22 protein-coding genes are annotated in these 25,955 nt (G+C 71.2%); 12 read left to right on the top strand and 10 right to left on the bottom strand.

Annotated elements, in window-relative coordinates:
* The first annotated feature begins 159 nt into the window (after nucleotides 1-159).
* From egtA to ACH4TV_RS21405, 5 genes are all read left to right on the top strand, one after another.
* Nucleotides 160-1,476 carry an ergothioneine biosynthesis glutamate--cysteine ligase EgtA gene (gene egtA / locus ACH4TV_RS21425; protein ID WP_398400318.1) on the top strand — a complete coding sequence of 439 codons (1,317 nt, stop codon included), beginning with the start codon at nucleotides 160-162 and terminating at the stop codon, nucleotides 1,474-1,476.
* Nucleotides 1,473-2,798 (top strand): ergothioneine biosynthesis protein EgtB, encoded by a 1,326-nt coding sequence (gene egtB / locus ACH4TV_RS21420; protein ID WP_398400316.1) that lies wholly within the window; start codon nucleotides 1,473-1,475, stop codon nucleotides 2,796-2,798. The genes egtA and egtB overlap by 4 nt, the downstream gene beginning before the upstream one ends.
* The gene (gene egtC, locus ACH4TV_RS21415; protein WP_398400314.1) at nucleotides 2,798-3,598 is read left to right on the top strand and encodes an ergothioneine biosynthesis protein EgtC; all 801 of its coding nucleotides are present in this window, start codon (nucleotides 2,798-2,800) and stop codon (nucleotides 3,596-3,598) included. The genes egtB and egtC overlap by 1 nt, the downstream gene beginning before the upstream one ends.
* A complete protein-coding gene (egtD, locus tag ACH4TV_RS21410; protein WP_398400311.1) occupies nucleotides 3,595-4,557 on the top strand; it encodes an L-histidine N(alpha)-methyltransferase in 963 nt (320 codons plus the stop codon). The genes egtC and egtD overlap by 4 nt, the downstream gene beginning before the upstream one ends.
* 89 nt (nucleotides 4,558-4,646) lie before the next feature.
* On the top strand, nucleotides 4,647-4,862 hold the full coding sequence (locus ACH4TV_RS21405) for a dodecin (RefSeq protein ID WP_398400309.1): 216 nt from the start codon (nucleotides 4,647-4,649) through the stop codon (nucleotides 4,860-4,862).
* 18 nt (nucleotides 4,863-4,880) lie between these two features.
* Here ACH4TV_RS21405 and ACH4TV_RS21400 read toward each other — a convergent pair whose 3' ends face one another.
* Nucleotides 4,881-5,384, bottom strand: a complete 504-nt coding sequence (locus tag ACH4TV_RS21400) for a hypothetical protein (RefSeq protein WP_398400306.1) — start codon at nucleotides 5,382-5,384, stop codon at nucleotides 4,881-4,883.
* A gap of 284 nt (nucleotides 5,385-5,668) precedes the next feature.
* Here ACH4TV_RS21400 and ACH4TV_RS21395 point away from each other — a divergent pair, with 284 nt between their 5' ends.
* From ACH4TV_RS21395 to ACH4TV_RS21370, 6 genes are all read left to right on the top strand, one after another.
* Complete coding sequence (locus ACH4TV_RS21395; RefSeq protein WP_398400738.1) at nucleotides 5,669-7,081, top strand: family 43 glycosylhydrolase; 1,413 nt, start codon at nucleotides 5,669-5,671, stop codon at nucleotides 7,079-7,081.
* A 51-nt stretch (nucleotides 7,082-7,132) separates the two neighbouring features.
* Entirely contained in the window at nucleotides 7,133-9,937 is a 2,805-nt protein-coding gene (locus ACH4TV_RS21390; RefSeq protein WP_398400304.1) for a beta-L-arabinofuranosidase domain-containing protein, read from the top strand.
* 199 nt (nucleotides 9,938-10,136) lie between these two features.
* On the top strand, nucleotides 10,137-12,350 hold the full coding sequence (locus ACH4TV_RS21385; RefSeq protein WP_398400302.1) for an MMPL family transporter: 2,214 nt from the start codon (nucleotides 10,137-10,139) through the stop codon (nucleotides 12,348-12,350).
* Between the two features lie 116 nt (nucleotides 12,351-12,466).
* Entirely contained in the window at nucleotides 12,467-13,681 is a 1,215-nt protein-coding gene (locus tag ACH4TV_RS21380; RefSeq protein WP_398400300.1) for a sensor histidine kinase, read from the top strand.
* The gene (locus tag ACH4TV_RS21375; RefSeq protein WP_398400298.1) at nucleotides 13,678-14,361 is read left to right on the top strand and encodes a response regulator; all 684 of its coding nucleotides are present in this window, start codon (nucleotides 13,678-13,680) and stop codon (nucleotides 14,359-14,361) included. The genes ACH4TV_RS21380 and ACH4TV_RS21375 overlap by 4 nt, the downstream gene beginning before the upstream one ends.
* A gap of 100 nt (nucleotides 14,362-14,461) precedes the next feature.
* Nucleotides 14,462-14,719 carry a hypothetical protein gene (locus ACH4TV_RS21370; RefSeq protein ID WP_398400296.1) on the top strand — a complete coding sequence of 86 codons (258 nt, stop codon included), beginning with the start codon at nucleotides 14,462-14,464 and terminating at the stop codon, nucleotides 14,717-14,719.
* On the opposite strand, the gene ACH4TV_RS21365 is transcribed toward ACH4TV_RS21370, so the two are convergent.
* The 5 genes from ACH4TV_RS21365 to ACH4TV_RS21345 all read right to left on the bottom strand — a co-directional run bounded on the left by ACH4TV_RS21365 (nucleotide 14,703) and on the right by ACH4TV_RS21345 (nucleotide 20,241).
* Nucleotides 14,703-16,904: a hypothetical protein gene (locus ACH4TV_RS21365; RefSeq protein WP_398400294.1), complete on the bottom strand. Its 2,202-nt coding sequence runs from the start codon at nucleotides 16,902-16,904 to the stop codon at nucleotides 14,703-14,705. The genes ACH4TV_RS21370 and ACH4TV_RS21365 overlap by 17 nt on opposite strands.
* Nucleotides 16,905-17,219: 315 nt before the next feature.
* A complete protein-coding gene (locus ACH4TV_RS21360; RefSeq protein ID WP_398400293.1) occupies nucleotides 17,220-17,759 on the bottom strand; it encodes a hypothetical protein in 540 nt (179 codons plus the stop codon).
* 183 nt (nucleotides 17,760-17,942) lie between these two features.
* Nucleotides 17,943-19,172, bottom strand: coding sequence for a cation:proton antiporter (locus tag ACH4TV_RS21355; RefSeq protein WP_398400291.1), 1,230 nt, complete (start codon nucleotides 19,170-19,172; stop codon nucleotides 17,943-17,945).
* 7 nt (nucleotides 19,173-19,179) lie between these two features.
* The gene (locus ACH4TV_RS21350; RefSeq protein WP_398400289.1) at nucleotides 19,180-19,665 is read right to left on the bottom strand and encodes a cation:proton antiporter regulatory subunit; all 486 of its coding nucleotides are present in this window, start codon (nucleotides 19,663-19,665) and stop codon (nucleotides 19,180-19,182) included.
* 45 nt (nucleotides 19,666-19,710) lie between these two features.
* On the bottom strand, nucleotides 19,711-20,241 hold the full coding sequence (locus ACH4TV_RS21345) for a DinB family protein (RefSeq protein ID WP_398400287.1): 531 nt from the start codon (nucleotides 20,239-20,241) through the stop codon (nucleotides 19,711-19,713).
* A 97-nt stretch (nucleotides 20,242-20,338) separates the two neighbouring features.
* Here ACH4TV_RS21345 and ACH4TV_RS21340 point away from each other — a divergent pair, with 97 nt between their 5' ends.
* Nucleotides 20,339-21,385: an LLM class flavin-dependent oxidoreductase gene (locus ACH4TV_RS21340; RefSeq protein WP_398400285.1), complete on the top strand. Its 1,047-nt coding sequence runs from the start codon at nucleotides 20,339-20,341 to the stop codon at nucleotides 21,383-21,385.
* On the opposite strand, the gene ACH4TV_RS21335 is transcribed toward ACH4TV_RS21340, so the two are convergent.
* The 4 genes from ACH4TV_RS21335 to ACH4TV_RS21320 form a co-directional block, all read right to left on the bottom strand.
* Complete coding sequence (locus ACH4TV_RS21335; protein WP_398400282.1) at nucleotides 21,309-22,178, bottom strand: lysophospholipid acyltransferase family protein; 870 nt, start codon at nucleotides 22,176-22,178, stop codon at nucleotides 21,309-21,311. The two genes, ACH4TV_RS21340 and ACH4TV_RS21335, sit on opposite strands and share 77 nt — an antisense overlap.
* Nucleotides 22,178-22,951: a GNAT family N-acetyltransferase gene (locus ACH4TV_RS21330; protein WP_398400279.1), complete on the bottom strand. Its 774-nt coding sequence runs from the start codon at nucleotides 22,949-22,951 to the stop codon at nucleotides 22,178-22,180. The genes ACH4TV_RS21335 and ACH4TV_RS21330 overlap by 1 nt, the downstream gene beginning before the upstream one ends.
* Nucleotides 22,952-23,261: 310 nt before the next feature.
* Complete coding sequence (locus ACH4TV_RS21325; RefSeq protein WP_398400277.1) at nucleotides 23,262-24,011, bottom strand: succinate dehydrogenase/fumarate reductase iron-sulfur subunit; 750 nt, start codon at nucleotides 24,009-24,011, stop codon at nucleotides 23,262-23,264.
* On the bottom strand, nucleotides 24,008-25,954 hold the full coding sequence (locus tag ACH4TV_RS21320; protein WP_398400275.1) for a fumarate reductase/succinate dehydrogenase flavoprotein subunit: 1,947 nt from the start codon (nucleotides 25,952-25,954) through the stop codon (nucleotides 24,008-24,010). The genes ACH4TV_RS21325 and ACH4TV_RS21320 overlap by 4 nt, the downstream gene beginning before the upstream one ends.
* Nucleotide 25,955: the final 1 nt, after the last annotated feature.

Below are 25,955 nucleotides of genomic sequence, written 5' to 3'. Positions count from 1 at the left end.
CACGGAAACGCCAAGGAAACGGAGATCCATCGTCCGGAAAGCGCCCATGTGCACCCTTGTGCGATTCGACGCGAGGGGTTTGGGTGGGACGAGCGTTGCCTGTCCGGCCCACCCGTAGCCGGGCCGGCGGCATGGTGGAGTCTCAGGAGGAATCCCAACATGTCCGATTCGGTGAGCGGCTGTACCAAACGCCGCACCGCCCTCTCCGAGGCCGAGGTCGAAGCCCTCGTCCGGGGAATCTGTTTCAAGACCGGACCGCCCCGCACCCTCGGTGTCGAGGTGGAATGGCTCGTCCACGAGCTGCGGCAACCGCAGCTCCCCGTCACACCCGCACGGCTCGAAGCGGCCTACGCTTCCCTGCGGACCCTGCCTCTCAGGTCGGCGCTCACCGTCGAACCCGGCGGCCAGCTGGAGCTCAGCTCCGCTCCCGCCGACACCCTGATGGAGTGCATCGGATCCGTCTCCGCCGATCTGGACGCCGTCCGCGCCGTACTGCGCGAGGACGGTCTCGGTCTGGTCGGAATCGGCCAGGATCCCTGGCACCCGCCCCGCCGTTTCCTCCACGAGCCGCGCTATGACGCCCTGGAGCGCTGCCTCGACCTCACCGGCCCGGCCGGCCGCGCCATGATGTGCACCTCGGCCTCCGTCCAGGTGTGCCTCGACGCCGGGTACGAGGAACCGGGCCCCCTCGGCCACGGACGGCGCTGGTGGCTCGCGCACCAGCTCGGCGCGGTCCTGGTCGCCGCGTTCGCCAACTCCCCGCTGGCGCACGGCAACCCCACCGGCTGGCGTTCCAACCGGCAGGTGCTGTGGATGGAGATCGGCGCGGGGCGGGCCGGCGCACCCGCGATGGACGCCGACCCGCGGCACGCCTGGGCCCGGCATGTGCTCGACGCCCCGGTGATGTGTGTACGGCAGGACAGCGGGCCGTGGGACGTACCGACGGACGGTCTGACGTTCCGGGAGTGGATCCGGTCCGGGGTGCCCCGGCCGCCGACCCAGGAGGATCTCGACTACCACCTGACGACGCTGTTCCCGCCGGTCCGGCCGCGCGGCCATCTCGAACTGCGCATGATCGACGCCCAGCCCGGCGACGACGGCTGGATCGTCCCGCTCGCAGTGACGACCGCGCTCTTCGACGACCCGGAAGCCGCCGAGCGGGCCTACCGGGCGGTCAAGCCGCTGGCCGAGCGCGCCGGGTCGTTGCCCGCCCCGCACAATCCGCTGTGGGCCGACGCGGCCCGCTACGGCCTGACCGACCCCGAACTGCACGAGGTGGCCGTCGTCTGTTTCTCGGCCGCCCTGGAGGCCCTGCCCCGGCTCGGTGCGAGCCGCGAGGTCGTCGACGCCGTCGCCGCTTTCCTGAACCGCTATGTCATCCAAGGCCGTTGCCCCGCCGACGACCTGCTCGACCGCCTGCGTGGCACGGACCGGCGTGCGCACGGGACCTCGTACGGGAAGGACCTCCGCACATGACCGACGCCGCCCTGGACACGGAGGCGCTCCGGGAGCGCGCGCTGGCCGCGCTCACCACCGCGCGGGAGCGGACCGCGTTCCTCACCTCCTGCGTGGACGAGCCCGAACTCACCGCCCAGCACTCGCCGTTGATGTCCCCGCTGGTGTGGGACCTCGCGCACATCGGCAACCAGGAGGAGATGTGGCTGCTGCGCGCGGTCGCCGGGCGGGAGGCGATGCGGCCCGACATCGACGGGCTGTACGACGCCTTCGAGCACCCGCGCTCCGAACGGCCCTCGCTGCCGCTGCTGCCGCCCGCCGAGGCGCGCACGTACGCGGCGGAGGTGCGCGGGCGGGCCCTGGACGTGCTGGAGAGCGCCGCGTTCGAGGGGACGGGCGCGCGGCTGACCGAGGCCGGGTTCGCCTTCGGGATGATCGCCCAGCACGAACAGCAGCACGACGAGACGATGCTGATCACCCATCAGCTGCGGAAGGGGCCCGTGGCGCTCACCGCGCCCGATCCCGAGCCCGTTCCCCTCTTCACCGGTCCGGCCGAAGTCCTGGTCCCCGGGGGCCCGTTCACGATGGGCACCTCCACCGAGCCGTGGTCCCTGGACAACGAACGACCCGCGCACCGGCGGGAGGTGGCGTCCTTCTTCATCGACACGACCCCGGTGACGAACGCCGCCTACCAGGCGTTCATCGCGGCCGGTGGCTACGACGACCCGCGCTGGTGGACGCCGGACGGCTGGGCGCATGTGCGCCAACACTCGCTGCACGCACCGCTGTTCTGGTACCGGGACGGCAGGCAGTGGCTGCGGCGGCGGTTCGGGGTCACCGAGGTGGTGCCGCCCGACGAGCCCGTCCTCCACGTGTGCTGGTACGAGGCCGACGCGTACGCCCGCTGGGCCGGGCGCCGGCTGCCCACCGAGGCGGAGTGGGAGAAGGCGGCCCGGCACGACCCGGTGACCGGCCGCTCGACGCGCTACCCGTGGGGCGACGCCGACCCCGCCCCCGAACACGCCAACCTCGGTCAGCGGCACCTGCGTCCGGCGCCCGCCGGCTCCTATCCAGCCGGTGAATCGCCGCTCGGGGTACGGCAGTTGATCGGTGACGTGTGGGAGTGGACGGCGAGCGATCTCGCGCCGTACCCGGGGTTCGACGCGTTTCCGTACAAGGAGTACTCGGAGGTGTTCTTCGGACCCGAGTACAGGGTGCTGCGCGGTGGTTCGTTCGCCGTGGACGCGGTGGCCTGCCGGGGGACGTTCCGCAACTGGGACTATCCGATCCGGCGGCAGATCTTCTCCGGGTTCCGCACCGCCCGTACCCCGGAGGCTGTCTGATGTGCCGTCAACTGGCTTATCTGGGGCCCCCGGAGGCCATCGGCGCGCTGGTGACCGAGCCGCCGCACGGGCTGTACCGGCAGTCCTGGGCGCCCCGGCGCCAGCGGTACGGCACCGTCAACGCCGATGGTTTCGGGGTCGGTTGGTACGCGGAGGGCGATCCGGTGCCGGCCCGCTACCGGCGTACCGGACCCGTCTGGGCAGACCCCTCCTTCGCCGACCTCGGCCGGGTCGTGCGGACCACCGCCCTGCTCGCCGCCGTACGTGACGCGACGGTGGCGGGCGCCGACGGGGAGGCCGCGGCGGCGCCGTTCGCCGCCGGTGCCTGGCTGTTCGGGCACAACGGGGCGGTCAAGGGGTGGCCCGGGTCGCTCGCTCCCCTCGTACAGGCGCTGCCCGCCGAGGAGTTGCTGTCGATGGAGGCGCGCTGCGACTCGGCGTTCGTGTGGGCCCTGGTGCTGAACCGGCTGCGCGCCGGTGACGACGTGGGGCGGGCGCTGGCGCGGACGGTACTGGAGGTCGCCGCGGCGGCCCCCGGGTCCCGGCTCAACCTGCTGCTCACCGACGGCGACACGATCGCCGCGACCACCTGGGGCGACACACTCTTCCACCTCTCCGGGCCCGGCCCGCGCACGGTCGTGGCCTCCGAACCGTACGACGACGATCCGCGCTGGCAGGAGGTACCCGACCGCACCCTCGTCATCGCGAGCCGCACCGAGGTACGGCTCACCCCGCTCCAGGACGTGAGCGACACGAGCGGCGACCTGGCATCCGTACCACCCGAGGAGCTTCGTACGTGAGTCCGTTCCTGGTCACCCGCACCCTGCCCGAGGACGCCACGGAGGCCGCCCTGCGCGCCGATGTGCTCCACGGGCTCACCCGCACCCCGAAGACTCTCCCGCCGAAGTGGTTCTACGACGCCCACGGCAGTGAACTCTTCGACCGGATCACCGAGTTGCCCGAGTACTACCCGACCCGGGCCGAGCGCGAGATCCTTCTCGCCCGGGCCGGGGAGATCGCCGCCGCGTCCGGTGCGCGCACGCTGGTCGAGCTGGGCTCCGGCTCGTCGGACAAGACACGGCATCTGCTGGACGCGCTGACCGAGCTGGACACGTATGTGCCCGTCGACGTCAGTGAGAGCGCGTTGCGGCAGGCGGGCGAGGCGCTGGTCGCCGAGCGGCCCGGGCTCGGCGTACACGCCCTGATCGCCGACTTCACCGGCGGTCTGGCGCTGCCGGGCACGCCCGGGCCCCGGCTGGTGGCGTTCCTCGGCGGCACGATCGGCAATCTGCTGCCCGCCGAGCGCGCCACGTTCCTGGCCTCGGTCCGCTCCCTGCTGTCCCCCGGCGACGCGCTGCTGCTCGGCACGGACCTGGTCAAGGCCGAGTCGGTGCTGGTCCCGGCGTACGACGACGCGGCGGGCGTGACGGCCGCGTTCAACAAGAACGTACTGACCGTCGTCAACCGTGAGTTGGGCGCCGACTTCGACCCGGACGCCTTCGAGCATGTGGCGCTGTGGGACGCGGAGAACGAGTGGATCGAGATGCGGCTGCGCTCCCTCGCCGGGCAGACCGTGAAGATTCCCGCACTCGACCTCGCCGTCGATTTCGCGCCGGGTGAGGAGATGCGTACGGAGGTGTCGGCGAAGTTCCGGAAGGAGGGTGTGTACGGGGAACTGGCCGCGGCGGGGCTGGAGGCGACCCACTGGTGGACGGACACCGGTGGCCGCTTCGCACTGTCGCTCAGTGTGGCCCGTTAGCGACGTCTCGCGAACCTCCGCCACATCGGGCACGGTGGAACGGGGAATGCCGCCAGGTACACCCGCCACGGCGAAGAGGAGCACCCGCAATGTCCAACCACACCTACCGGGTCACCGAGATCGTCGGCACCTCGCACGAAGGTGTCGACCAGGCCGTCCGCAACGGCATCAGCCGGGCCTCGCAGACCCTGCGCAACCTGGACTGGTTCGAGATCACCCAGGTCAGGGGTCAGATCGTGGACGGGCAGGTCGAGCACTACCAGGTCGGCCTGAAGGTCGGTTTCCGGCTGGAGGACGGCGACTGACCGCCGTAGGTCACCTGTTCAGGTCCGGCCCTCGCCCTCCTGGGCCTCCTTCAGCGCGGCGGACTCGGCCGTCCAGCGGGCTCGTACGACGGTGAAGCCCGCCCGCTGGGCGTCCTGGCAGACGAGTTCGTCGTCGTCCACCAGGACGCGGATCTCGCGGTCGCGGGCCAGGCCGCGGAGGGTCTCCAGCTTGGTGGCGCGGACGGGCCTGCGGTCGTCGTTGCGCCGCATCCACACCCGGCCCTCGGGCAGCCCGTGCACGGCGAGCCAGGCGAGGGTGTCGCGGCGGCAGCGCTCGGGCCGCCCGGTGAGATAGACGACCTCGCACTCCCGTGCGCTCTCCAGGGCCAGCGCCACGCCCTCGGCGAGCGGCGGGTCGTGCGGGGCGGCGGCGAAGAACGCCGCCCAGTCGCGCGGCTTGCGCTCCAGGAACCGCTGCCGGTGCGCGGTGTCGGCGAGCGTGTTGTCCAGGTCGAACACGGCGAGCGGTCTGCGGCTGTTCGGTCTGCTGTTCTGTGTCACGGTCCCCGACCCTAGTCAGCCGGACCCGGCAACCTCCACGCCAGACAATCTCCAGGCGGCGTGAGAAGTCAACCGAAACTCAACACGTCGGAAACATTGACTCACTCCCGCCCCCTACTTATCTTCTGGTCGAGACTCCGTACACAGTTCTAAATATCGAACAACGTCTGCTGCCGCACAGACAGCTGAACAGGCCGTGAACAGGCCCTCGAAGGAGAACCGCCGTGGACCGCACCCGCAGCAGCTCGACCAGCCGTCGCACCCTCCTCAAGGCCTGCACGGCGCTGGTCGTCGCCGTGACCGTGCCCGTCGCCGCCGGGACGCCGGCATTCGCCGCCGTCCCGGCCTCCCCGGCTGTCACCTTCACCAACCCGGTCGCCGAGCAGCGTGCCGACCCGCACATCCACAAGCACACCGACGGCTACTACTACTTCACCGCCACGGTCCCCGCGTACGACCGGATCGTGCTGCGCCGCGCCACCACGCTCCAGGGCCTCGCGACCGCCGCCGAGACGACGATCTGGACCAAGCACGCCAGCGGTGAGATGGGTGCCCACATCTGGGCGCCGGAGATCCACTTCATCGACGGCAAGTGGTACGTGTACTTCACCGCCGGCTCGTCCAACGACATCTGGAAGATCCGGCCGTACGTCCTTGAGTCCAGCTCCGCCAACCCGCTCACCGGCACCTGGACCGAGAAGGGCCGCATCGCCCTGCCGCTGGACACCTTCTCGCTCGACGCGACGACCTTCGTGCACAACGGCACCCGCTACCTGAGCTGGGCGCAGAACGACCCGGCCGTCGGTGCCGGCACCAACATCTACCTGGCCAGGATGTCCAACCCCTGGACCATCACCGGCAGCCCGGTCATGATCTCCCGTCCCACCCTCGCCTGGGAGAAGGTCAACCAGACGGTCAACGAGGGCCCGGCCGTCATCCAGCGGAACGGCAAGGTCTTCATGACCTTCTCCGCCGCGGCCACCGATGCCAACTACTGCCTCGGTCTGCTGACCGCCAATGACACCGCCGACCTGATGAACCCGGCCTCCTGGACGAAGAGCCCGAACCCGGTCTTCAAGAGCAACGACGCGACCGGCCAGTACGGCCCGGGCCACAACACCTTCACCACGTCCGAGGACGGCAAGTCGGACATCATGGTCTACCACGACCGCAACTACAAGGACATCAGCGGCGATCCGCTCAACGACCCCAACCGGCGCACCCGGTACCAGAAGCTGTACTGGAACGCCGACGGCACCCCGAACTTCGGCATCCCCGTCTCCGACGGTGTCACCCCGGTCCGCTTCTCCTCCTTCAACTACCCGGACCGGTACATCCGGCACTGGGAGTACCGGGCGAAGCTGGAGGCGAACGTCACCAACCTCGCCGACTCGCAGTTCCGGATCGTCACCGGGCTAACCGGCTCCGGGACCGTCTCGCTGGAGTCGGCGAACTTCCCCGGCTACTACCTCCGGCACAAGAACTACGAGCTGTGGGTGGAGAAGAACAGCGGCACGGCCACCTTCCTGGCCGACGCCTCCTTCACCCGGCGGGCGGGCCTCGCCGACTCGGCCGGGGTGTCCTTCGAGTCGTACAACTTCCCGGGCCGTTACATCCGGCACTACAACGGTCTGATCCAACTCCAGGCGCTGAGCACCTCCTTGGACCAGCAGGACGCGACCTACTACGCCGAGTAGTGCGCCGAGCAGGGCTTCAGACACGTCAGTCACCTCAGAGACGAGGCACATGTGACCCCCCATCTCTCCCGGCGGTTCCTTCTCCAGAGCGCGATACTCGCCGCCGCCGCGCCCGCGTTCGCCTACGCGGGCTCCGGCCGGGCCGCCGCCGCGGTCGTGCCCGCGCCGTCCGCCTGGACGCTGCGTCCCTTCGAGCTGAAGGACGTCTCGCTCGGCCAGGGCGTCTTCGCGAGCAAGCGCCAGCTGATGCTGGACCACGGGCGCGGTTACGACGTGAACCGGCTGCTCCAGGTGTTCCGCGCCAACGCGGGCCTCTCCACCGGCGGCGCGGTCGCCCCGGGCGGCTGGGAGGGCCTGGACGGCGAGGCCAACGGCAACCTGCGCGGCCACTACACCGGCCACTTCATGAGCATGCTGTCGCAGGCGTACGCGAGCACCGGCGACCAGGCGTACGCCGACAAGATCCGCACCATGATCGGCGCCCTGACCGACGTGCGCGCGGCGCTGCGCACCGACCCGCGCATGCTCACCGTCACCGGGAGGTGGGGCGGCGCGCACGAGAACGTCCGGGGCTCCTACCAGTACGTGGACCTCCCGGCGACCGTGCTGGGCGGGGCCGCGGCGATCACCCTGTCGACCTGGGTCAAGCCCACCCACGACGCCAACTGGCAACGCGTCTTCGACTTCGGCAACAACACCACCCGGTACATGTACCTGGTCACCCGCAACGCCAGTGGGGTGCCGCGCTTCGCCATCACCACCAACGGTCCCGGCAGCGAACAGGCCCTCAACGGGACCGCCGCGCTGCCGCTGAACCAGTGGAGCCACCTCGCGGTGACCATCTCGGGCACCACGGGCACCCTCTACGTCAACGGCACCGCCGTCGCCACGAACACCGCGATGACGCTCAACCCGTCCGTCCTGGGCACCCTGACGAACAACTGGCTGGGCCGCTCGAACTACTCCGGCGACCCGGTCTACGCGGGCGCCTTCGACGAGTTCAACGTCTACTCGCGCGCCCTGACCGCGGCCGAGATCACCTCGTTCCAGGGCAACGAGGCCAAGAACTCCGCCGCGGGGCTCGGCAACCTCGCCTCGTACTACTTCTCCGCCACCTCCGGCGGCACCTTCGGCGACGCCTCCGGCCGCGGGCTGACCGCGACCCTGCGCCGCACCTGGGGCGGGCCGAGCCATGCCGGGTTCCTCGCCGCGTACCCGGAGACGCAGTTCATCGACCTGGAGTCGAGGACCAGCGCGGACTACACGAAGGTGTGGGCGCCCTACTACACCGCGCACAAGATCCTCAAGGGTCTGCTGGACGCGTATCTCGCCACGGACGACGCCCGGGCGCTCGACCTCGCGTCCGGTATGTGCGACTGGATGTACTCCCGGCTGTCCAAGCTGCCCGAGGCCACCCTGCAGCGGATGTGGGGCATCTTCTCCAGCGGCGAGTTCGGCGGCATCGTCGAGACGATCGTCGACCTGTACACGATCACCGGCAAGGCCGAACACCTCGCGCTGGCCAAGCTGTTCGACCTCGACACGCTCATCGACGCCTGCGCCGCGAACACCGACACGCTGGACGGCCTGCACGCCAACCAGCACATCCCGATCTTCACCGGTCTGGTCCGGCTGTACGACGCGACAGGTGAGACCCGTTATCTGACCGCCGCGAAGAACTTCTGGGGCATGGTCGTGCCCTACCGGATGTTCGGCATCGGCGGTACGAGCACGGCCGAGTTCTGGAAGGCCCGCGGCCTCGTCGCGGGCACGATCAGCGACACCAGCGCCGAGTCCTGCTGCGCGTACAACCTGCTCAAGCTGAGCCGGATGCTGTTCTTCCACGACCAGGACCCGAAGTACATGGACTACTACGAGCGGGGCCTGTACAACCAGGTCCTCGGCTCGAAGCAGGACAAGGCCGACGCGGAGAAGCCGCTCACCACCTACTTCATCGGCCTGACGCCCGGTCATGTCCGTGACTACACCCCCAAGCAGGGGACCACCTGCTGCGAGGGCACGGGCATGGAGAGCGCCACCAAGTACCAGGACTCGGTGTACTTCAAGAAGGCCGACGGGAGCGCGCTGTACGTCAACCTGTACAGTCCGACCACCCTGACCTGGTCCGAGAAGGGCGTCACCGTCACGCAGACGACGGACTACCCCAGGGAGCAGGGCTCCACCCTCACCATCGGCGGTGGCAGCGCGGCCTTCGAGCTGCGGCTGCGGGTGCCGTCCTGGGCGACGAGCGGCTTCCGGGTGACGGTCAACGGCACTGCGGTGAGCGGTACCCCGGTCGCCGGGAGCTACTTCGCCGTCTCGCGGACCTGGCGCGCCGGTGACGTCGTTCGCGTCACCATCCCGTTCCGGATGCGGGTCGAGAAGGCCCTCGACGACTCGGGGCTCCAGACCCTCTTCTACGGCCCGGTCAACCTGGTCGCCCGCAACAGCAGTACGAGCTATCTGCAGTTCGGGCTCTACCGCAACGCCGCCCTCTCCGGCGACCTGCTGCCGACGCTGGCCCCGGTGGCCGGCAAGCCGCTCCACTACACGCTGAACGGCACCGAGTTCGCCCCGTTCTCCGAAGGGACCGAGGATCCCACGCACGCCTACTTCCGGCGGTCCGAGCCCAGGGTCGTCTTCGGCACCACCGACTCCGGCGTCACCAACCCGGCGAAGACCGACGGCACCACCCTGCTGGACGAGATCTGGGCCGGCGCCCCGTTCGCCAACAAGGCCGCCCTGGTCTCACGGGTGCAGAGCACGGTGCCCTCCTGGGTGTCGGCGGGTCTGCTCACCCAGGCCGCCGCCAACACGGTGGTGAGCACGGCACAGGGGGCGACGTACGTGGCCTGATCACGTCGCGGACGTCCTGATCCGGGCGGTACCCCTACTCCAGGGGTACCGCCCGTCGTGCGCGCGGATGACGGTCAAAGGCGCGTGTACTGCGTTCTCAGTACCCGCGATTGTCGGCAGGCGCACGACGACGGGAGGGGGGTGTTCCCGGGAGCCTTGGCAGGAACCCGAGATCCGATGATGTGGAGACCTCCCCCTCGTGGCTACCTTCCTGTACAAGCTGGGCCGACTGGCCTTCCGACGGCGCTGGTACGTCGTCCTGATGTGGGTGGCGGTACTCGCCGCCGTCGGCGCGGGCGCCGCCACCGCACCCGCCGCTCCCGACGCGGACAACTCGATGCCGGGTATCGAGTCCCAGAAGGCCTTCGACCTGATGGACCAGCGGTTCCCCGGCTCCGACGCGCAGGGCGCCGGCGCCCGGGTGGTCTTCGTGGCCCCGGGCGGCGAGAAGGTCACCGCCACCGAGAACAGGGCGGCGATCGAGAAGTTCGTGGCCGAGGTGTCCGACAGTTCGCAGGTCGCGTCCGCCACGGGCCCCTTCGAGGCCCAGGCGGTCAGCAAGGACGCCACCACCGCGTACGCCACCGTCAGTTACCAGGCGAAGGCCGACGATCTCACCGACGCCACCAAGGACCAGCTCAGGGACGCCATCAAGGAGGCCCAGGGTTCGGGGCTGACCGTCGAGGTCGGCGGCACGGCACTGGCGAGCACGCCCTCGGCGGGCGGTGCGGCCGAGGCGATCGGTATCGCCATCGCGGCCCTCGTCCTGCTGGTCACGTTCGGTTCGCTGGCCGCCGCCGGGCTTCCGCTGCTGACCGCGATCATCGGTGTGGGCGTCAGCATGGCCTCGATCCTGGCGCTGAGCAGCGCGCTCGGTCTGTCGCCGACGACCGGCACCCTCGCCAGCATGCTGGGCCTGGCCTGCGGTATCGACTACGCGGTGTTCATCGTCTCCCGCTACCGCGAGGAGCGCACCAAGGGCCACGGACCCCAGGAGGCGGCGGCGCTCGCGACCGGTACCGCCGGTTCGGCGGTCGTCTTCGCCGGTCTCACCGTCGTCATCGCGCTGGCCGGACTCTCCGTGGTCGGTGTGCCGATGCTGACCAAGATGGGACTCGCCGCCGCGGCCGCGGTCTTCGTCGGCGTGCTGATCGCGCTGACGCTGGTCCCGGCGCTCGTCGGGTTCTGGCCCAACGCCCTGCTGTCGCGCTCCGCCCGTAAGTCGGGGCAGGTCAAGGAGGCCGCCGAGCACAATGGCGGCACCCGCTGGGCCCGCTTCGTCCTGCGCCGCCCGATCCCGGTGCTGATCGCCTCGGTGGCCGGCCTCGGTGCCCTCGCCATACCGGTGATGGACCTCCAGCTGGGCACCTCCGGCGACGAGGCCAAGCCGACCTCCACCACCGAGCGCCGCGCCTACGACGACCTGGCCACCGCCTTCGGCCCCGGCTTCAACGGACCCCTGACGATCGTCGTGGACGCCAGGGGGGCCGCCGACGCCAAGGGCGCGGTGGCGACGATCTCCGAGAAGATCGCCGCCACGAAGGGGGTCGTGTCCGTCTCCCAGGCGCGTTTCAACACCGCCGGTGACACGGCGATCTTCTCCGCGGTCCCGGCCGACGCGCCGACCAGTACGAAGACCCAGGACCTCGTCAAGACCATCCGCGCCGACCGCCCGGCCACCGTGGCCGGCACGGACGCGGAGTTCAGCGTCACCGGCAGCACGGCGGCGAACATCGACGTCGCCCAGAAGATGCAGGACGCGCTGATCCCGTACCTGACCGTGGTCGTGGGTCTGGCCATCGTGCTGCTCCTGCTGGTCTTCCGGTCGATCCTGGTCCCGGTCAAGGCGGCCCTCGGCTTCCTCCTGTCGGTGCTGGCGGCACTCGGTTCCGTCATCGCGGTCTTCCAGTGGGGCTGGGGCGCGGAGCTCCTCGGCGTCGAGACGACCGGTCCGATCATGAGCATGATGCCGATCTTCCTGGTGGGCATCGTCTTCGGACTGGCCATGGACTACGAGGTGTTCCTGGTCGCCCGGATGCGGGAGGCGTACGTCCACGGGGACGGGCCCGCGCAGGCGGTCGTCACCGGGTTCCGGTACAGCGCCCGGGTCGTGGTGGCCGCCGCGCTGATCATGATGGCCGTCTTCTCGGGCTTCATCGGCGCCGGTGAGTCGATCATCAAGATGATCGGCTTCGGACTGGCGGTGGCCGTCCTGTTCGACGCGTTCGTCGTCCGGATGGCGCTCGTCCCCGCCGTACTGGCGCTGCTCGGCAGGTCCGCCTGGTGGCTGCCTGGCTGGCTCGACAAGGTGCTGCCGCGGGTCGACGTGGAGGGCGAGGCGCTCGCGCACAGGTCGGCCGCACCCCAGGACGGGGCGGACGGTTCGGCAGACCGGGAGGCGGTCCGGGTCTGACCTATGGCCGTACGCCCCTGAGGGCCGCCCGTGCTGGACACACGGGCGGCCCTCACCGGACGTCGTGACGGACTGTCGTGGACCATGGGGCCACGCCCTTCGACCGGAGAGAGCCGATGAGCACCAACCTGCAGCGCTCCATGACGCGCCATCCGCGTGTCGTCGACACGGCGATCGTCGTGACGCTGTTCGTCCTCTTCCTGGTGGGCGCCGAGATCACCCTGCCCGGCGCCACCCAGCCGGCTCTGTGGCCCGCCGCGCTCATCGCCGTCAACGCCTGCGCGGGCGTACTCCTGAGCCGCAGTCATCCCCGTACGGCCGTCGCGGTGACCACGGTCTGTGCCATGACGGCGAGCGCGCTGGGCTATCTGCTCACCGTGCTGATCCTGGCGCCCGCCATGGTCGCCATCTACTGGCTGGCCGTCCTCACCGACCGGCGGACGACCCGTTACTACTGCGTCGGCGTGATCGCCCTGCTGGTGGCCGCGGCCACGCTCCTCGACCCGGCCGACCATCCGCTCGTCCTCAAGACGGTCGCCCCCGTCGCCTACATCCTGGTCCCGGTCACCACCGGCAGTTCACGACGTATGCGCCACGCCTATCTGGACGCCGTGCACGCCCGCGCCGAGCACGCCGAACGGACCCGCGAGGAGGAGGCCCGGCACCGGGTCACCGAGGAGCGGATGCGCATCGCCCGCGAGCTGCACGACGTCGTCGCCCACCATCTGGCGCTGGCCAACGCCCAGGCGACCACGGCCGCGCACCTCTCGCGCACCAACCCCGAGCAGTCCCGCAGGATGCTGACCGACCTCTCCGGCACCACCTCCTCGGCGCTGCGCGAGCTCAAGGCCACCGTCGGTCTGCTGCGCCACGAGGGGGACAGCGACGCCCCCCTGGAACCGTCTCCGGGGCTCTCCCGGCTCCCTGAGCTGATCGTCGCGGTCGAGTCCGCCGGGCTCCAGGTCGCCCTCACCACCGAGGGCAGGGAGCGCCCGCTGTCCCCCGGGGTCGACCTGACGGCGTACCGGATCGTGCAGGAGGCGCTCACCAACATCACCAAGCATGCCGTCGGGGCGACGGCGTGCGTGCGGCTCGGGTACTCGGCCGACCGGCTGACCATCACGGTCACCGACAACGGCCCCGTCGCGGCCCCCGCCGGCCCCACCGACCGCGCGGCCGCGCGCGGCTACGGTCTGATGGGCATGCGGGAGCGCGCCCACTCCGTCGGCGGCAACCTGGAGGCAGGCCACCGTCCGGAGGGCGGCTTCGAGGTCTCGACCGCGCTGCCCCTCTACCCCCAGCCCTCGGAAGAAGAAGAGCGCACCCCATGACCATTCGCGTCCTGCTCGCCGACGACCAGGCCCTGCTCCGGGCGACGTTCCGGATCCTGATCGACTCCGAGGCCGACATGACGGTGATCGGCGAGGCCACCGACGGCCGGGAGGCGGTCGAGCTGACCCGCACCCACCTCCCCGACCTGGTCCTGATGGACATCCGGATGCCCGGCACCGACGGTCTGGCCGCAACCGCCGCAATCTGCGCCGACCCGGAGCTGTCCGCGACCCGGGTGCTGATCCTGACGACCTTCGAGACGGACGAGTACGTGGCCCAGGCGCTGCGGGCCGGCGCCAGCGGCTTCCTCGGCAAGGACGTCACCGCCGAGACGCTGCTCGCCGGTATCCACACGGTGGCCGCGGGAGACTCCCTCCTCTCCCCCAACGCCACCCGCACCCTCATCACCCGCTTCCTCAGCACCCCGGCACCGGGCACCCAGCTGGCGACCCCGGAGGCGCTCGGGGCGCTCACCACCCGCGAACGTGAGGTGATGTCGCTGGCGGCCGAGGGCAGGTCGAACGACCAGATCGCGGAGAAGCTGTACGTCAGCCCGCTCACCGTCCGCACCCATGTGCACCGGGCGATGACGAAGCTGGGCGCCCGCGACCGGGCCCAACTGGTCGTCATGGCCTACCAGTCGGGGCTGGTGCAGGCCGCGCCCCCGCAGCCGTTCTGAGTAGTGGGACAACAGGGCCACGGGGACTGCCGCAGAGCATGGTCGGGTCGTCGGGCAACTGCCGGGCGCGCGGCTGGCGTTGGAGACCGCGGCCGGCCATATGGTCGACAGCCAGGACACCCACGACGTGCTCGGCCGGATGGCGGCACGGATGCGATGGCGCTGCGACGACCCCCGCGCCATCGAGGCGTGGCGTCCGGATGTCCGGCTGGACGAGTCCTGCACCTTCGTGCAGCTGCCCCCGGCACTCCGCCGCCGCCTGCCCCGCTCCACCCGGCTGCTGCTCGGGCTGCTGGGGAGGGTCAGGCGGCGTGACATGGAGGCCTACCGGTTCAATCTGTTCAGCTGCGGCGGCTGAACCCTGCGATCCCCTTCCCCTGGCCCCGGCGGTACGCGATCCAGCCGGCCGCGGTGAGCGCCGCGGCGCCCGCGGTCATCCCCAGGGCGTCGACGCCGGTGGAGGCGAGGCTGCCGCCGGTGGTGCCGGTGGCCGTGGTGCCGCCGATGGTGGAGCCCGAGCCGCCGGTCGTGTCGGCAGCGCCCGTGGTACTGCCCGTGGTACTGCCCCCGGTCGTGCCGGCGCCCGTCGTACCGCCGGATGCCGTGCTGCCGCCGGAGGTCGTGCTGCCCCCGTCGGTGCCGCCGGTCGTGCCGCCGTCGCCGCCGGTGTCACCGCCCGTGTCCCCACCGGTGGACCCGCCCGACCCGCCTGAGGTGCCCGAGTCGACGGTCACGGTGAGCGTGACGGGCGCGGTGCGGGTGGTGCCGGCCGTGTTGGTGAACTCGGCGCGGTAGCGGTGGCCGTCGTGGCCGGCCTCGGCGGTGAAGGCGTACGTGTTCCCGGTCGCCCCGCTCACGTCCTGCCAGGTCTGCGCCCCGTCGGTGCTGACCTGCCAGCGCAGGGTCGGCTGCGGGGTGCCCTCGGCCTGGGCGATGAGGGTGACCGTGTCACCGGCCGTGACCGTCTGGTCCGTCGGCGCCTGGACGACCTTCGGCGACACGAACTGGTCCAGCTTGACCACCTTGCCCTCGGCGGGGCTGGTGGCGTAGACCGCCGTACCGCCCGGGGCGACGGCGACCGCGGCCGAGCCGAGCTGGGACTGGTTGCCGGGCAGCGGGACCGCCTCGACGGCGACCGCGTAGGTCGTCGTGTCGTACACGGCGAGCGACCCGTTGTTGTCGCCGCCGCTGCCGGTGTCGCCGTTGTCCTGCCGTACGACGAACGCGCGTCCCGTGGACGGGTCGAAGGCGACGGCGGCGGCCTCGTCGGTGCCCTCGACGGTGGCGAGGAGTTTCGCGTCCCGGTCGAACACGAGGACCGAACTGCCCGCGCCCACCCAGACGTTGCCGGTGGCGGGGTCGGTCTCGACGAACCCGATGGACGCGTCCGGGAGTTGGGCGGAGGCCGTGACGGCGAAGGTGCCGGTGTCGACGCGGAGCAGCTGCCCGCCGGTGGCCCCCGTGGACCAGACGGTCGCCCGGGAGACGTCGACGGCGATCCGGCGTCCGCCGTCCAGGGTGAGGGTGCGGCGGACGGCGCCGGTGGCCGTCTCCAGCTCGGAGAGGGTGGCGCCCTGGGCGACCAGGACGGTGTCGGCGGTGGCGCCCGGGCCGAGGTCGGTGATGGTCGCGCCGGTCAGCCAGACGCCCTTTGCGCTCTGGTCGCCGTCCTTCGCGGTGCCGATGCCGCGCAGGGGGTAGCGGTAGAGGACGCCGTCCCCGGGGAGTGCGGCGGCGAGTTGTGCGGCGGCCGCGGTGCGCAGGACGCCGTTCGTTCCGGGGGCCTGGCTGATGTGGCTGCGGACGGTGCCGTCGGCGGGGTCGAGGACGTACAGGCCGCGCTCGTCGACGTCGGCGGTGTCGGCGAGGTTGTCCGAACCGACGTACAGCTTCCCGGAGTCGGGGTGCAGGAGCACGTCGAGCGGTTTGCCGGTGGTGGTGAACTCGGCGGCCTGCCGGTAGCTGACGGTGCCTGCCGGGACGTCCACTCCGTCGCCGCCCCCGCCGGGTTCCTGGCCGGTGAAGGTGACGGGGATGCGTACGTCCTGGGAGCGGTCGCCGCTGCCCCGGTGGTCGACGCGGGTGACGATCGCGCAGGACACCTGGGCGCAGTCGAGGCCGTCGCCCGCGGCCGTGATGTCGAGGGTCACGTCGAAGGTGCCGCCGTCGCCGTACGCGACGGCCAGGTCGCCCTCGTAGGTGTCGCCCTTGGGGACGATCCAGCGCGAGGCCGCGCCGCCCCCGGACATGTCGGCGCCGCCCAGGCAGGGGCTGGGGACGCGGTTGTCGCCGTTGTCCTTGCAGAGGGCGACGTAGATGCCCTTGGTCTGGTCGTATCCCTCGCCGGTGACCTGGAGGCTCTCGCCGTCGGGGGCGAGATCGGCGGAGGCCGAGACGGTGAGGCGCTGGCCCTCTTTGCCGAGGGCGGTCTTCGGCGAGTCGGCGGCCTGGGCACCGGGACCGGCACCGAGGGTGGCGAGCGAGAGGGCGGACACGGCGGACAGCGAGGCCACCGCCCAGAGTCTGCGGCGCGAGTGTGTCATGGGGTCCTCGGGGGTGAGCCAGCCACGGGCTGGGCCTGTCCGGCGGATCAGGCTGGAGGAAAGCAGCGGCGCCTCATCGGCGCACGCGAGCGGGGTGATGGGGGTCCCCCCGCGCGAGCGCAGCCGAGCGTGGGGGAGTCGGCAACCGACGACAACGCCTCAGATGGGCGCCCGCCGCAGAGCGGCTGATGTCACGGCCACCCCGCGCCTCCGGCGTGATCCGCCGGACAGGCCCTGGGCCCGGCCGGGTATCGACCGGCCGGGCCCCACCCCGACGACTGCGGACGGCTGTGGGAGACGGGAAACGCGAGACGGCTACTGGAAGGTGACCGGGACGTGGACGTCGTACTTGCGGTCGTTGGTGTCGAAGTGGTCGGCGCGGGTGACGACGGCGCAGGTGACGTCCTCGCCGCAGACCTGGCCGTCGTCGAGGGTGGCCTTCACGAAGATCTGCACGCTGAAGGTGCCGCCGGTGCCGAACGTGGAGCTGTTGGCGAACAGGCCGCCGAAGGTGTTGTTGATCCAGTGCGAGGCGCCGGTCGAACCACTCTCGTCCTGGCCGCCCAGGCAGGGCGTCGGCTTGTTGGCACCCTGGGCGCCGTCCACCGCGCACAGCCCGACGTAGACGCCCTGGCCCGTGTTGTAGCCGGAACCCGTGACGGTGATGACCTGGCCCGCCGCGGCGGCCGTGGCCGGCGCGGTCAGCGACAGGTTGTAGGTGGTGCTGCCGTCGACGACGGTGCGGGTCGCGGTGGCGGCGGAGGCCGAGGTGGCGAGCCCCAGGGTCAGCGCGGCGGACGCTGCGACGGCGAGACCGGTACGGGTGGCGGTGCGTACGGACAGCAGAGATCTCATGATCGGGTGGGCGCCTCTCGCGATAGGTAATTAGGTAAGGCATACCTAACTTCAAGGTCCGGGGAATGTCAACGGGAAGCAAAGGGCACATCAACCTCCCCAGGAGATACAGCAGTTGAGGCAACGACAAAGCCACCCACCCCGGGGCGAATTCGAGGGGTGGGTGGCTTCGTGAGGAGGTCTTCAGTCGCCGACCGTCGTGGGCACCGCCTCGTCCTGCGATGCCGTGGCCGGGTTCTTCGGTCCGGCGCGCCGGTCCCGCCACGCACCCACGCGGGCGGCCAGAGGCTCGGTCCAGCGGGCGGTGAGCGGGCCGGCGACGACCAGGATCAGGACGTACGCCGTGGCCAGCGGGCCCAGGTCGGACTCGATGCCGGCGGTGACCGCGAGACCCGCGATGACGATGGAGAACTCGCCGCGGGCGACCAGCGCGCCGCCCGCGCGCCAGCGGCCCTTGACGGAGATCCCGGCGCGGCGGGCGGCCCAGTAGCCGGTGGCGATCTTCGTGCCCGCCGTGACGGCGGCCAGCGCGAGGGCGGGCAGCAGGACGGGCGGGATGCTGGCCGGGTCGGTGTGCAGCCCGAAGAAGACGAAGAAGATGGCCGCGAACAGGTCCCTGAGCGGACTGAGCAGGGTGTGCGCGCCCTCCGCGACCTCCCCCGACAGAGCGATTCCGACGAGGAACGCCCCTACGGCGGCGGAGACCTGAAGCTCCTGGGCGATGCCCGCGACGAGGATGGTCAGACCGAGGACGACCAGCAGCAGCTTCTCGGGGTCGTCGCTGGAGACGAAGCGCGAGATGACGCGGCCGAAGCGGACGGCGACGAACAGCACCAGTCCGGCGGCCCCGAGCGCGATCGCCAGGGTCACGCTGCCCGCGGCGAGGGAGACGCCGGCCACCAGGGCGGTGACGATGGGCAGGTAGACGGCCATCGCCAGGTCTTCCAGGACCAGGATGCTGAGGATGACCGGGGTCTCGCGGTTGCCGACCCGGCCCAGGTCGCCCAGCACCTTCGCGATGACCCCGGAGGACGAGATCCAGGTGACCCCGGCGAGCACGACGGCGGCGACCGGTCCCCAGCCGAGCAGCAGCGCGGCGGCGGCGCCGGGCAGCGCGTTCAGGGTGAAGTCCACCAGGCCGGCCGGGTAGTGGGACTTGAGGTTGGAGACGAGGTCGCTGGCCGTGTATTCGAGCCCGAGCATCAACAGCAGCAGGATGACGCCGATTTCGGCGCCGGTGGCGATGAACTCCTCGCTCGCGCCGAGCGGGAGCAGCCCGCCTTCGCCGAAGGCGAGACCGGCGAGCAGGTAGAGCGGTATCGGGGAGAAACTCAGCCGGGCGGCCATCCGGCCGAGCAGTCCGAGAGCGAGGATGATGGCGCCGAACTCGATCAGCAGAACCTGGGAGTGCATGGTGCTGTCACTCCCGTCCGAGTATCGCCGCGGCGGCGTCGACGCCCTCGCGGGTGCCGATCACGATGACGATGTCTCCGCCGGCCATCCGGAAGTCGGGCGTCGGGGAGGGGATCGCCTCGGCCCGCCGCAACACCGCGACCACGGACGCGCCGGTCTCCGTCCGCATCCGTGTCTCCCCGAGCACCCGCCCGTTCCAGCGCGAACCGGCGGCAACCTCCACCCGCTCCGCGACCAGACCCAGCGGAGTGGTGGACAGCAGGCTGGGGCTGTGGTGGGAGGGGCTCAGCGCGTCGATCAGCGAGGCGGCCTCGGGCGCGGTCAGCCGCAGCGACTGGGCGCACGAGTCCGGATCGTCGGCCCGGTACATGCTCACGGTACGGCCGCCGTCGCGGTGGGCCACCACCGACATATGCCGTTGCTCACGCGTGACGAGGTCGTACTGAACCCCGATACCCGGCAGCGGAGTCGCCCGCAGGCGTGGCGCAGACACGTTGGATCCCCTTGCTGGTTGGTTGTGTTGGACCTTTGTCAGGGCTCAGGCCCCGGTGGCCCCGTCGATGAGTTCACGGAGGAGGTCGGCGTGGCCGTTGTGGCGGGCGTACTCCTCGATCATGTGGACCATGATCCAGCGCAGCGAGAGCCCCTGGGTACCGGCCAGGGCCGCCTCCGCCTCCGAGAGCCGCCCGGTTTCGTCCAACGAGGCCGCGGCGCTGACCAGTTCCCGACTCCGCGCGATCTCCGTCCGCCAGACGGCCAGCGTCTCGTCGAGCCCGCGCCCGGGGACAAGGCCGAAACCGTCGCCCTTGCCCTCCGGGTGGATGACGGGCACGTCGAGGCCCGCGAATATCCGCTGGAACCAGTTCCGTTCGATGTCGGCCATGTGCTGGACGAGACCGAGCAGGGTCATCTCCGAGGGAGCCGCCGAGGCGAGGCGTAACTGCCGGTCGTCGAGGCCCTGGCACTTGAGGGCCAGGGTGGCGCGGTGGAAGTCGAGCCAGGCTGCCAGCATGGCACGCTCGTCGGCGTGCGCGGGAGGTATCGGACGGCCGTCCGCTGTAGTCGACATGTACTGCACCCTTGCACAGGTGCCCGGGAGGCCGCGAGGAATACGTGCGGCCGGAAGATCGCTGACACGGACACACCCGAGGACGTCCGGAGCCGTTATGCCGAACCCAGCAGATCAACCGGCGCAGCCGCAGCGACCGGGTCCGTGGCCGGTACTGTCCGCGACCCGGTTCTCGGTGCTCGACCGGTCCCGGACCCGGGAGGGACGCCCGGACTCCGAGGCCCTGCGGGACACGGTCGCGCTGGCCCGTGAGGCGGAACGGCTCGGCTTCCACCGGTTCTGGGTCTCCGAGCACCACGGCGTCCCCGGGGTCGCCGGTTCCGCGCCCACCGTGCTGGCCGCCGCCGTGGCCGCCGCGACGCGGACGATCCGCGTCGGCACCGGCGGGGTCATGCTGCCGAACCACCAACCACTGGTCGTGGCCGAGCAGTTCGGCGTCCTGGAGTCCCTGTTCCCGGGCCGGATCGACATGGGGCTCGGCCGCTCGGTCGGCTTCACCGACGGCGTACGCCGGGCCCTGGGCCGCGACAAAGAGGTGGCCGAGGACTTCGCGGCCCAGCTCGACGAGCTGCTCGGCTGGTTCGACGGCACCTCCCCGACCGGGGTGCACGCCCGCCCCGCCGAGGGCTTGACGGTGCCGCCCTTCGTGCTGGCCATGGGCGAGGGCGCGGCGATCGCCGCCCGGGCGGGCCTGCCGATGGTGATCGGCGATCTGCGCAGCCGTGAGCGGATGCTGCGCGGCATCGACGCCTACCGTGCCGGTTTCCGGCCCTCGGCCTGGGCGAGCGAGCCGTATGTGGTCATCTCGGGAACGGTCGCGGTGGCCGGCACCCCGGAGGAGGCCCGGCGGCTCCTGATCCCCGAGGCCTGGTCGATGGCGTACTCCCGCACGCACGGCACCTTCCCGCCGCTGCCGCCGGCCGAGGTGGTCGAGTCCCGCCCGATGACCGCCAAGGAGCGCGGCTTCTACGAGTCCGGGCTCACGGGCCAGCTCGCCGGAACGGCGGACGAGGTGGCCCATGAGTTGGAGACGGTGGTGAAGGAAACGGGCGCGCAGGAGGTCCTGGTCACGACCAGCACGTACGACCGAGATGCCCTGCTGGACTCCTGCCGGCGGCTGGCCGGACTGTTCCGGGCGGCGTGACGAGCTGCGGCTGATGCGCTCCCAGCGGCGGCGGCTGGGCGGCGCGGGCCAGAGCGCGCCGGTCCGGGTGGCTGCCCGGCGCTATGGCCTCCCGTACCCCGACCTCCGCCACCAGCCCGCGCGCCGACACCACCCGCCACACCGACGCGAGCAGGGAGTCCTCGCCGACGAACGCGGGCGCGGTGCTGGCCCCTCCCCCGGCGAGCCGGTAGTGGATGTGGACCGGCTGGACGGGGACCCCGGCGTCCAGCGCGGCCTGGAACACGGCCCGGTGGAAGGGGCCCTGCGCCTTGCCGCACCAGGTGCTGCCCTCGGGGAAGGCCACGACCGCCGTGCCCGCGCGCAGGGCGTCGGCGATCTTCGCGACCGTCTGCGGCAGCGCCCGCAGCCGGTCGCGCTCGATGAACAGCGCGCCGCTGCTCGCGGTCAGCACACCCGCCACCGGCCACTGCCGGATCTCGGCCTTGGCCAGCATCCTGGCCGGTCGTACGGCGGCCAGCAGCGGGATGTCCAGCCACGAGATGTGGTTGGCGACCAGCAGAAGGCCCCCGGCGGGGGCGGTGGCGCCGGTCGTCCGGACCCGCACCCCCGCCGCCCGCACGATCACACGGACCCAGATCCGTACCCACCCGGCGGGGATCCTCCTGCCGAACGGACACAGCGCGATCCCCGCGAGCAGGACCACAAGGACCGTCATCAGCCGCAGCACGGCCAGGGGTACGGCCGTCACGGAACCCTTCGTCTCCACACACGTCCTCGGGGTGCAGGGCGCGCTGGGCAGCCAGACGCTCATCAGGCCGGGACGAGGGAGAGGAAGTGCCGCAGATAGCGCTGGTTGATCCGGCGCATCGACAGCAGCACGTACAGGTCGGCCACCCCGAAGTCCGGGTCGTGGGCGGGCTCCCCGCAGACCCAGGCACCCAGGCGGACGTACCCGCGCAGCAGCGGGGGCAGTTCGGTGCGGCCCTCGGGACGGGTCACGCCCTCGGCGGACCAGGGCAGCAGCGGCCGTACCCGGAACTCCTCCGGAGCGAGGTGCCGGTCGCGGACGCGGTCCCAGGTGGCGGCGGCGAGCGCGCCGCCGTCGGAGAGCGGGATGGAACAGCAGCCGGCGAGCCAGTCGTGACCGCGGTCGATCATGTAGCGGGCGATCCCGGCCCAGATGAGGCCGATGACCGTGCCGTCGCGGTGGTCGGGGTGGACGCAGGAACGGCCGACCTCGACGAGTCCGGGGCGGATCGCGTCGAGCGGGGAGAGGTCGAACTCGCCCTCGGAGTACAGGCGTCCGGCGATCGCGGACCGTTCCGGGGGCAGCAGCCGGTAGGTGCCGACGACCTGGCCGGTGACCGTGTCGCGGACCAGCAGGTGGTCGCAGTACGCGTCGAAGGGGTCGATGTCGAGGCCGGGCTGCGGGGAGGACAGCAGGGCCCCGAGTTCACCGGCGAAGACGTCGTGACGCAGCCGCTGCGCGGCTCGTACGTCGTCCTCGTCGCGGGCGAGGGTGACGGTGTAGCGGGTGGGTACGGCGGGGAGCGGGGGACGTTCGATGGTGGAAACGCCGGTCATGGCTCTCTCCTGGTCACGGGCCGGGGACGGCGAGGCGGCGAGCTGGCCGGTCCCGTTACGTCCGGCCGCATCAGTTCTTCCGACTGCGGCTGTCCGGGGCGTGACTCTCGAAGAGAGATCGGGTGTGAGCTTGCTGAATGCCAGGGGTGCCTGGCGGGACCGGGGATGAGCACCACTCCCGGTCCCGCCCGTCCGCACCTTGTCGGCGAACGGTCACTGGAGCGCCCCCAAGGGGCGCGGGGCTGTCACATTTACGGCTCCGCCGGGTGGGCGCGACCAGCCACGACGGGACGCGCACCCGACAACGGCCCTATCGCTTCGCCTCTCTCCGAGCAGCTCGCAGCCACTCCTTGTTCATCCCGGTGATGGAGAAGAGCGGGATGCCCTTCGGGCAGGCCGTGGCGCACTCACCGGCCAGCGTGCAGCCGCCGAACCCCTCCTCGTCCATCTGCGCGACCATGTCCAGCACCCGCGTCTCCCGCTCGGGTGCCCCCTGCGGCAGCACGTTCAGATGGTTGACCTTGGCGGAGGTGAACAGCATCGCCGCGCCGTTCGGGCAGGCGGCCACACACGCCCCGCAGCCGATGCACTCGGCGTGCTCGAAGGCGAAGTCGGCGTCCGGTTTCGGTACGGGGGTGGCGTGGGCCTCGGGGGCGGCGCCGGTGGGGGCGGTGACGTAACCGCCGGCCTGGATGATGCGGTCGAAGGCGGACCGGTCCACGACGAGGTCCTTCACCACCGGGAAGGCGGCGGCGCGCCACGGTTCGACGTCGATGGTGTCGCCGTCCGCGAAGGACCGCATGTGGAGCTGGCAGGTGGTGGTGCGTTCGGGCCCGTGCGCGTCGCCGTTGATGACGAGCGAGCACGCGCCGCAGATGCCCTCACGGCAGTCGTGGTCGAAGGCGACCGGGTCCTCGCCCTTGAGGATGAGTTCCTCGTTGAGGGTGTCGAGCATCTCCAGGAACGACATGTCGGCCGAGATGCCGTCCACCTCGTACGTGGACATGGCACCGTCGGCGTCGGCGTGGCGCTGGCGCCAGACGCGCAGGGTGAGCTTCATGCGTAGCTCCGCTGGGTGGGGTGGACGTACTCGAAGACAAGGTCTTCCTTGTGCAGGGTCGGGGCCTTGCCCGTCCCCGTGAACTCCCAGGCGGCGGCGTACGAGAACTCGTCGTCCCTGCGCTCCGCCTCGCCGTCGGGGGTCTGGGACTCCTCGCGGAAGTGGCCGCCGCAGGACTCGGCGCGGTGCAGGGCGTCGAGGCACATCAGCTCGGCGAGTTCCAGGTAGTCGACGACACGGTTCGCCTTCTCCAGGGACTGGTTGAACTCCTCGCCGGTGCCGGGGACTTTGATCCGCCGCCAGAACTCCTCGCGGATCTGCGGGATGCGCTCAAGGGCCTTGCGCAGCCCGCTGTCGCTGCGGGCCATGCCGCAGAACTCCCACATCAGTTCGCCGAGTTCGCGGTGGAAGGAGTCGGGGGTGCGGTCGCCGTCGACGGAGAGGAGAAGATGCAGCCGGTCCTCGGTCTCCGCCAACACCTCCTGTACGGCGGGGTGTTGGGCGTCGACCGGGTCCTGGCCGGGGTGGCGGGCCAGGTAGTCGTTGATGGTGGCCGGGAGGACGAAGTACCCGTCGGCGAGCCCCTGCATGAGGGCGGAAGCCCCGAGCCGGTTGGCGCCGTGGTCGGAGAAGTTGGCCTCGCCGATCGCGAACAGCCCGGGGACGGTGGTCTGGAGGTCGTAGTCGACCCAGAGGCCGCCCATCGTGTAGTGCACGGCGGGATAGATCCGCATGGGGACCGTGTACGGGTCCTCGGCGGTGATCCGCGCGTACATGTCGAAGAGGTTGCCGTACTTCTCCTCGACCGCCTTGCGTCCCATCCGCCGCACGGCGTCGGCGAAGTCGAGGTAGACGCCCTGGCCGCCGGGGCCGACGCCCCGCCCCTCGTCGCAGACGTTCTTGGCGGCCCGGGAGGCGATGTCTCGCGGCACGAGGTTGCCGAAGGACGGGTAGATGCGCTCCAGGTAGTAGTCGCGCTCGTCCTCGGGGATCTCGCCCGCGGGCCGCCGGTCCCCCTTGGCCTTCGGCACCCAGATCCGGCCGTCGTTGCGCAGGGACTCGCTCATCAGCGTGAGCTTGGACTGGTGATCCCCGGTGCGCGGGATGCAGGTCGGATGGATCTGGGTGAAGCAGGGGTTGGCGAAGTGGGCGCCGCGCCGGTGGGCCCGCCAGACGGCGGTGGCATTGGAGTTCATGGCGTTCGTCGAGAGGTAGAAGACGTTGCCGTACCCGCCGGAGGCGAGGACGACGGCGTCCGCGAAGTGGCTGGAGATCTCCCCGGTGATCAGGTTCCGGGCGACGATCCCCCGGGCCCGCCCGTCCACGACGATCAGGTCGAGCATCTCGGTGCGCGCGTGCATCTCGATGTTCCCGGCGGCGATCTGCCGGCTGAGGGCCTGATAGGCGCCGAGGAGCAGTTGCTGTCCGGTCTGGCCGCGGGCGTAGAAGGTCCGCGAGACCTGGACACCGCCGAAGGAGCGGGTGTCGAGCAGCCCGCCGTACTCGCGGGCGAAGGGCACCCCTTGTGCCACACACTGGTCGATGATCTCGACGGAGATCTGCGCCAGCCGGTGCACGTTGGACTCGCGGGCGCGGAAGTCGCCGCCCTTGACGGTGTCGTAGAACAGCCGGTGCACGGAGTCGCCGTCGTTGCGGTAGTTCTTCGCCGCGTTGATACCGCCCTGGGCGGCGATCGAGTGGGCGCGGCGCGGGGAGTCCTGGTAACAGAACTGGACGACGTGGTAGCCCTGTTCGGCGAGCGTGGCCCCGGCCGAACCGCCCGCCAGCCCGGTGCCGACGACGATGACGGTGTGCTTGCGCCGGTTGGCCGGGTTGACGAGCCTGGCCTCGAAACGGCGCGTGTCCCAGCGCTCCTTGACCGGGCCGGCGGGCGCCTTGTGGTCGACGAGGGGCTCACCGGTGACGTATTCGGTGTAGGTCATT

The sequence above is a fragment of the Streptomyces sp. NPDC020898 genome, from assembly GCF_044333925.1.
In the GTDB taxonomy this organism is placed as follows: Bacteria; Actinomycetota; Actinomycetes; order Streptomycetales; family Streptomycetaceae; genus Streptomyces.
Note: the sequence above shows the minus strand (reverse complement) of the source record. Positions and strands in the feature narration are given on the sequence as shown.

Coding starts and splice junctions, on each gene's coding strand:
- egtA (WP_398400318.1), top strand. CDS start 160: ATGTCCGATTCGGTGAGCGGCTGTACCAAACGCCGCACCGCCCTCTCC.
- egtB (WP_398400316.1), top strand. CDS start 1,473: ATGACCGACGCCGCCCTGGACACGGAGGCGCTCCGGGAGCGCGCGCTG.
- egtC (WP_398400314.1), top strand. CDS start 2,798: ATGTGCCGTCAACTGGCTTATCTGGGGCCCCCGGAGGCCATCGGCGCG.
- ACH4TV_RS21405 (WP_398400309.1), top strand. CDS start 4,647: ATGTCCAACCACACCTACCGGGTCACCGAGATCGTCGGCACCTCGCAC.
- ACH4TV_RS21380 (WP_398400300.1), top strand. CDS start 12,467: ATGAGCACCAACCTGCAGCGCTCCATGACGCGCCATCCGCGTGTCGTC.
- ACH4TV_RS21375 (WP_398400298.1), top strand. CDS start 13,678: ATGACCATTCGCGTCCTGCTCGCCGACGACCAGGCCCTGCTCCGGGCG.
- ACH4TV_RS21370 (WP_398400296.1), top strand. CDS start 14,462: ATGGTCGACAGCCAGGACACCCACGACGTGCTCGGCCGGATGGCGGCA.
- ACH4TV_RS21365 (WP_398400294.1), bottom strand. CDS start 16,904: ATGACACACTCGCGCCGCAGACTCTGGGCGGTGGCCTCGCTGTCCGCC.
- ACH4TV_RS21360 (WP_398400293.1), bottom strand. CDS start 17,759: ATGAGATCTCTGCTGTCCGTACGCACCGCCACCCGTACCGGTCTCGCC.
- ACH4TV_RS21355 (WP_398400291.1), bottom strand. CDS start 19,172: ATGCACTCCCAGGTTCTGCTGATCGAGTTCGGCGCCATCATCCTCGCT.
- ACH4TV_RS21345 (WP_398400287.1), bottom strand. CDS start 20,241: ATGTCGACTACAGCGGACGGCCGTCCGATACCTCCCGCGCACGCCGAC.
- ACH4TV_RS21340 (WP_398400285.1), top strand. CDS start 20,339: ATGCCGAACCCAGCAGATCAACCGGCGCAGCCGCAGCGACCGGGTCCG.
- ACH4TV_RS21335 (WP_398400282.1), bottom strand. CDS start 22,178: ATGAGCGTCTGGCTGCCCAGCGCGCCCTGCACCCCGAGGACGTGTGTG.
- ACH4TV_RS21330 (WP_398400279.1), bottom strand. CDS start 22,951: ATGACCGGCGTTTCCACCATCGAACGTCCCCCGCTCCCCGCCGTACCC.
- ACH4TV_RS21325 (WP_398400277.1), bottom strand. CDS start 24,011: ATGAAGCTCACCCTGCGCGTCTGGCGCCAGCGCCACGCCGACGCCGAC.
- ACH4TV_RS21320 (WP_398400275.1), bottom strand. CDS start 25,954: ATGACCTACACCGAATACGTCACCGGTGAGCCCCTCGTCGACCACAAG.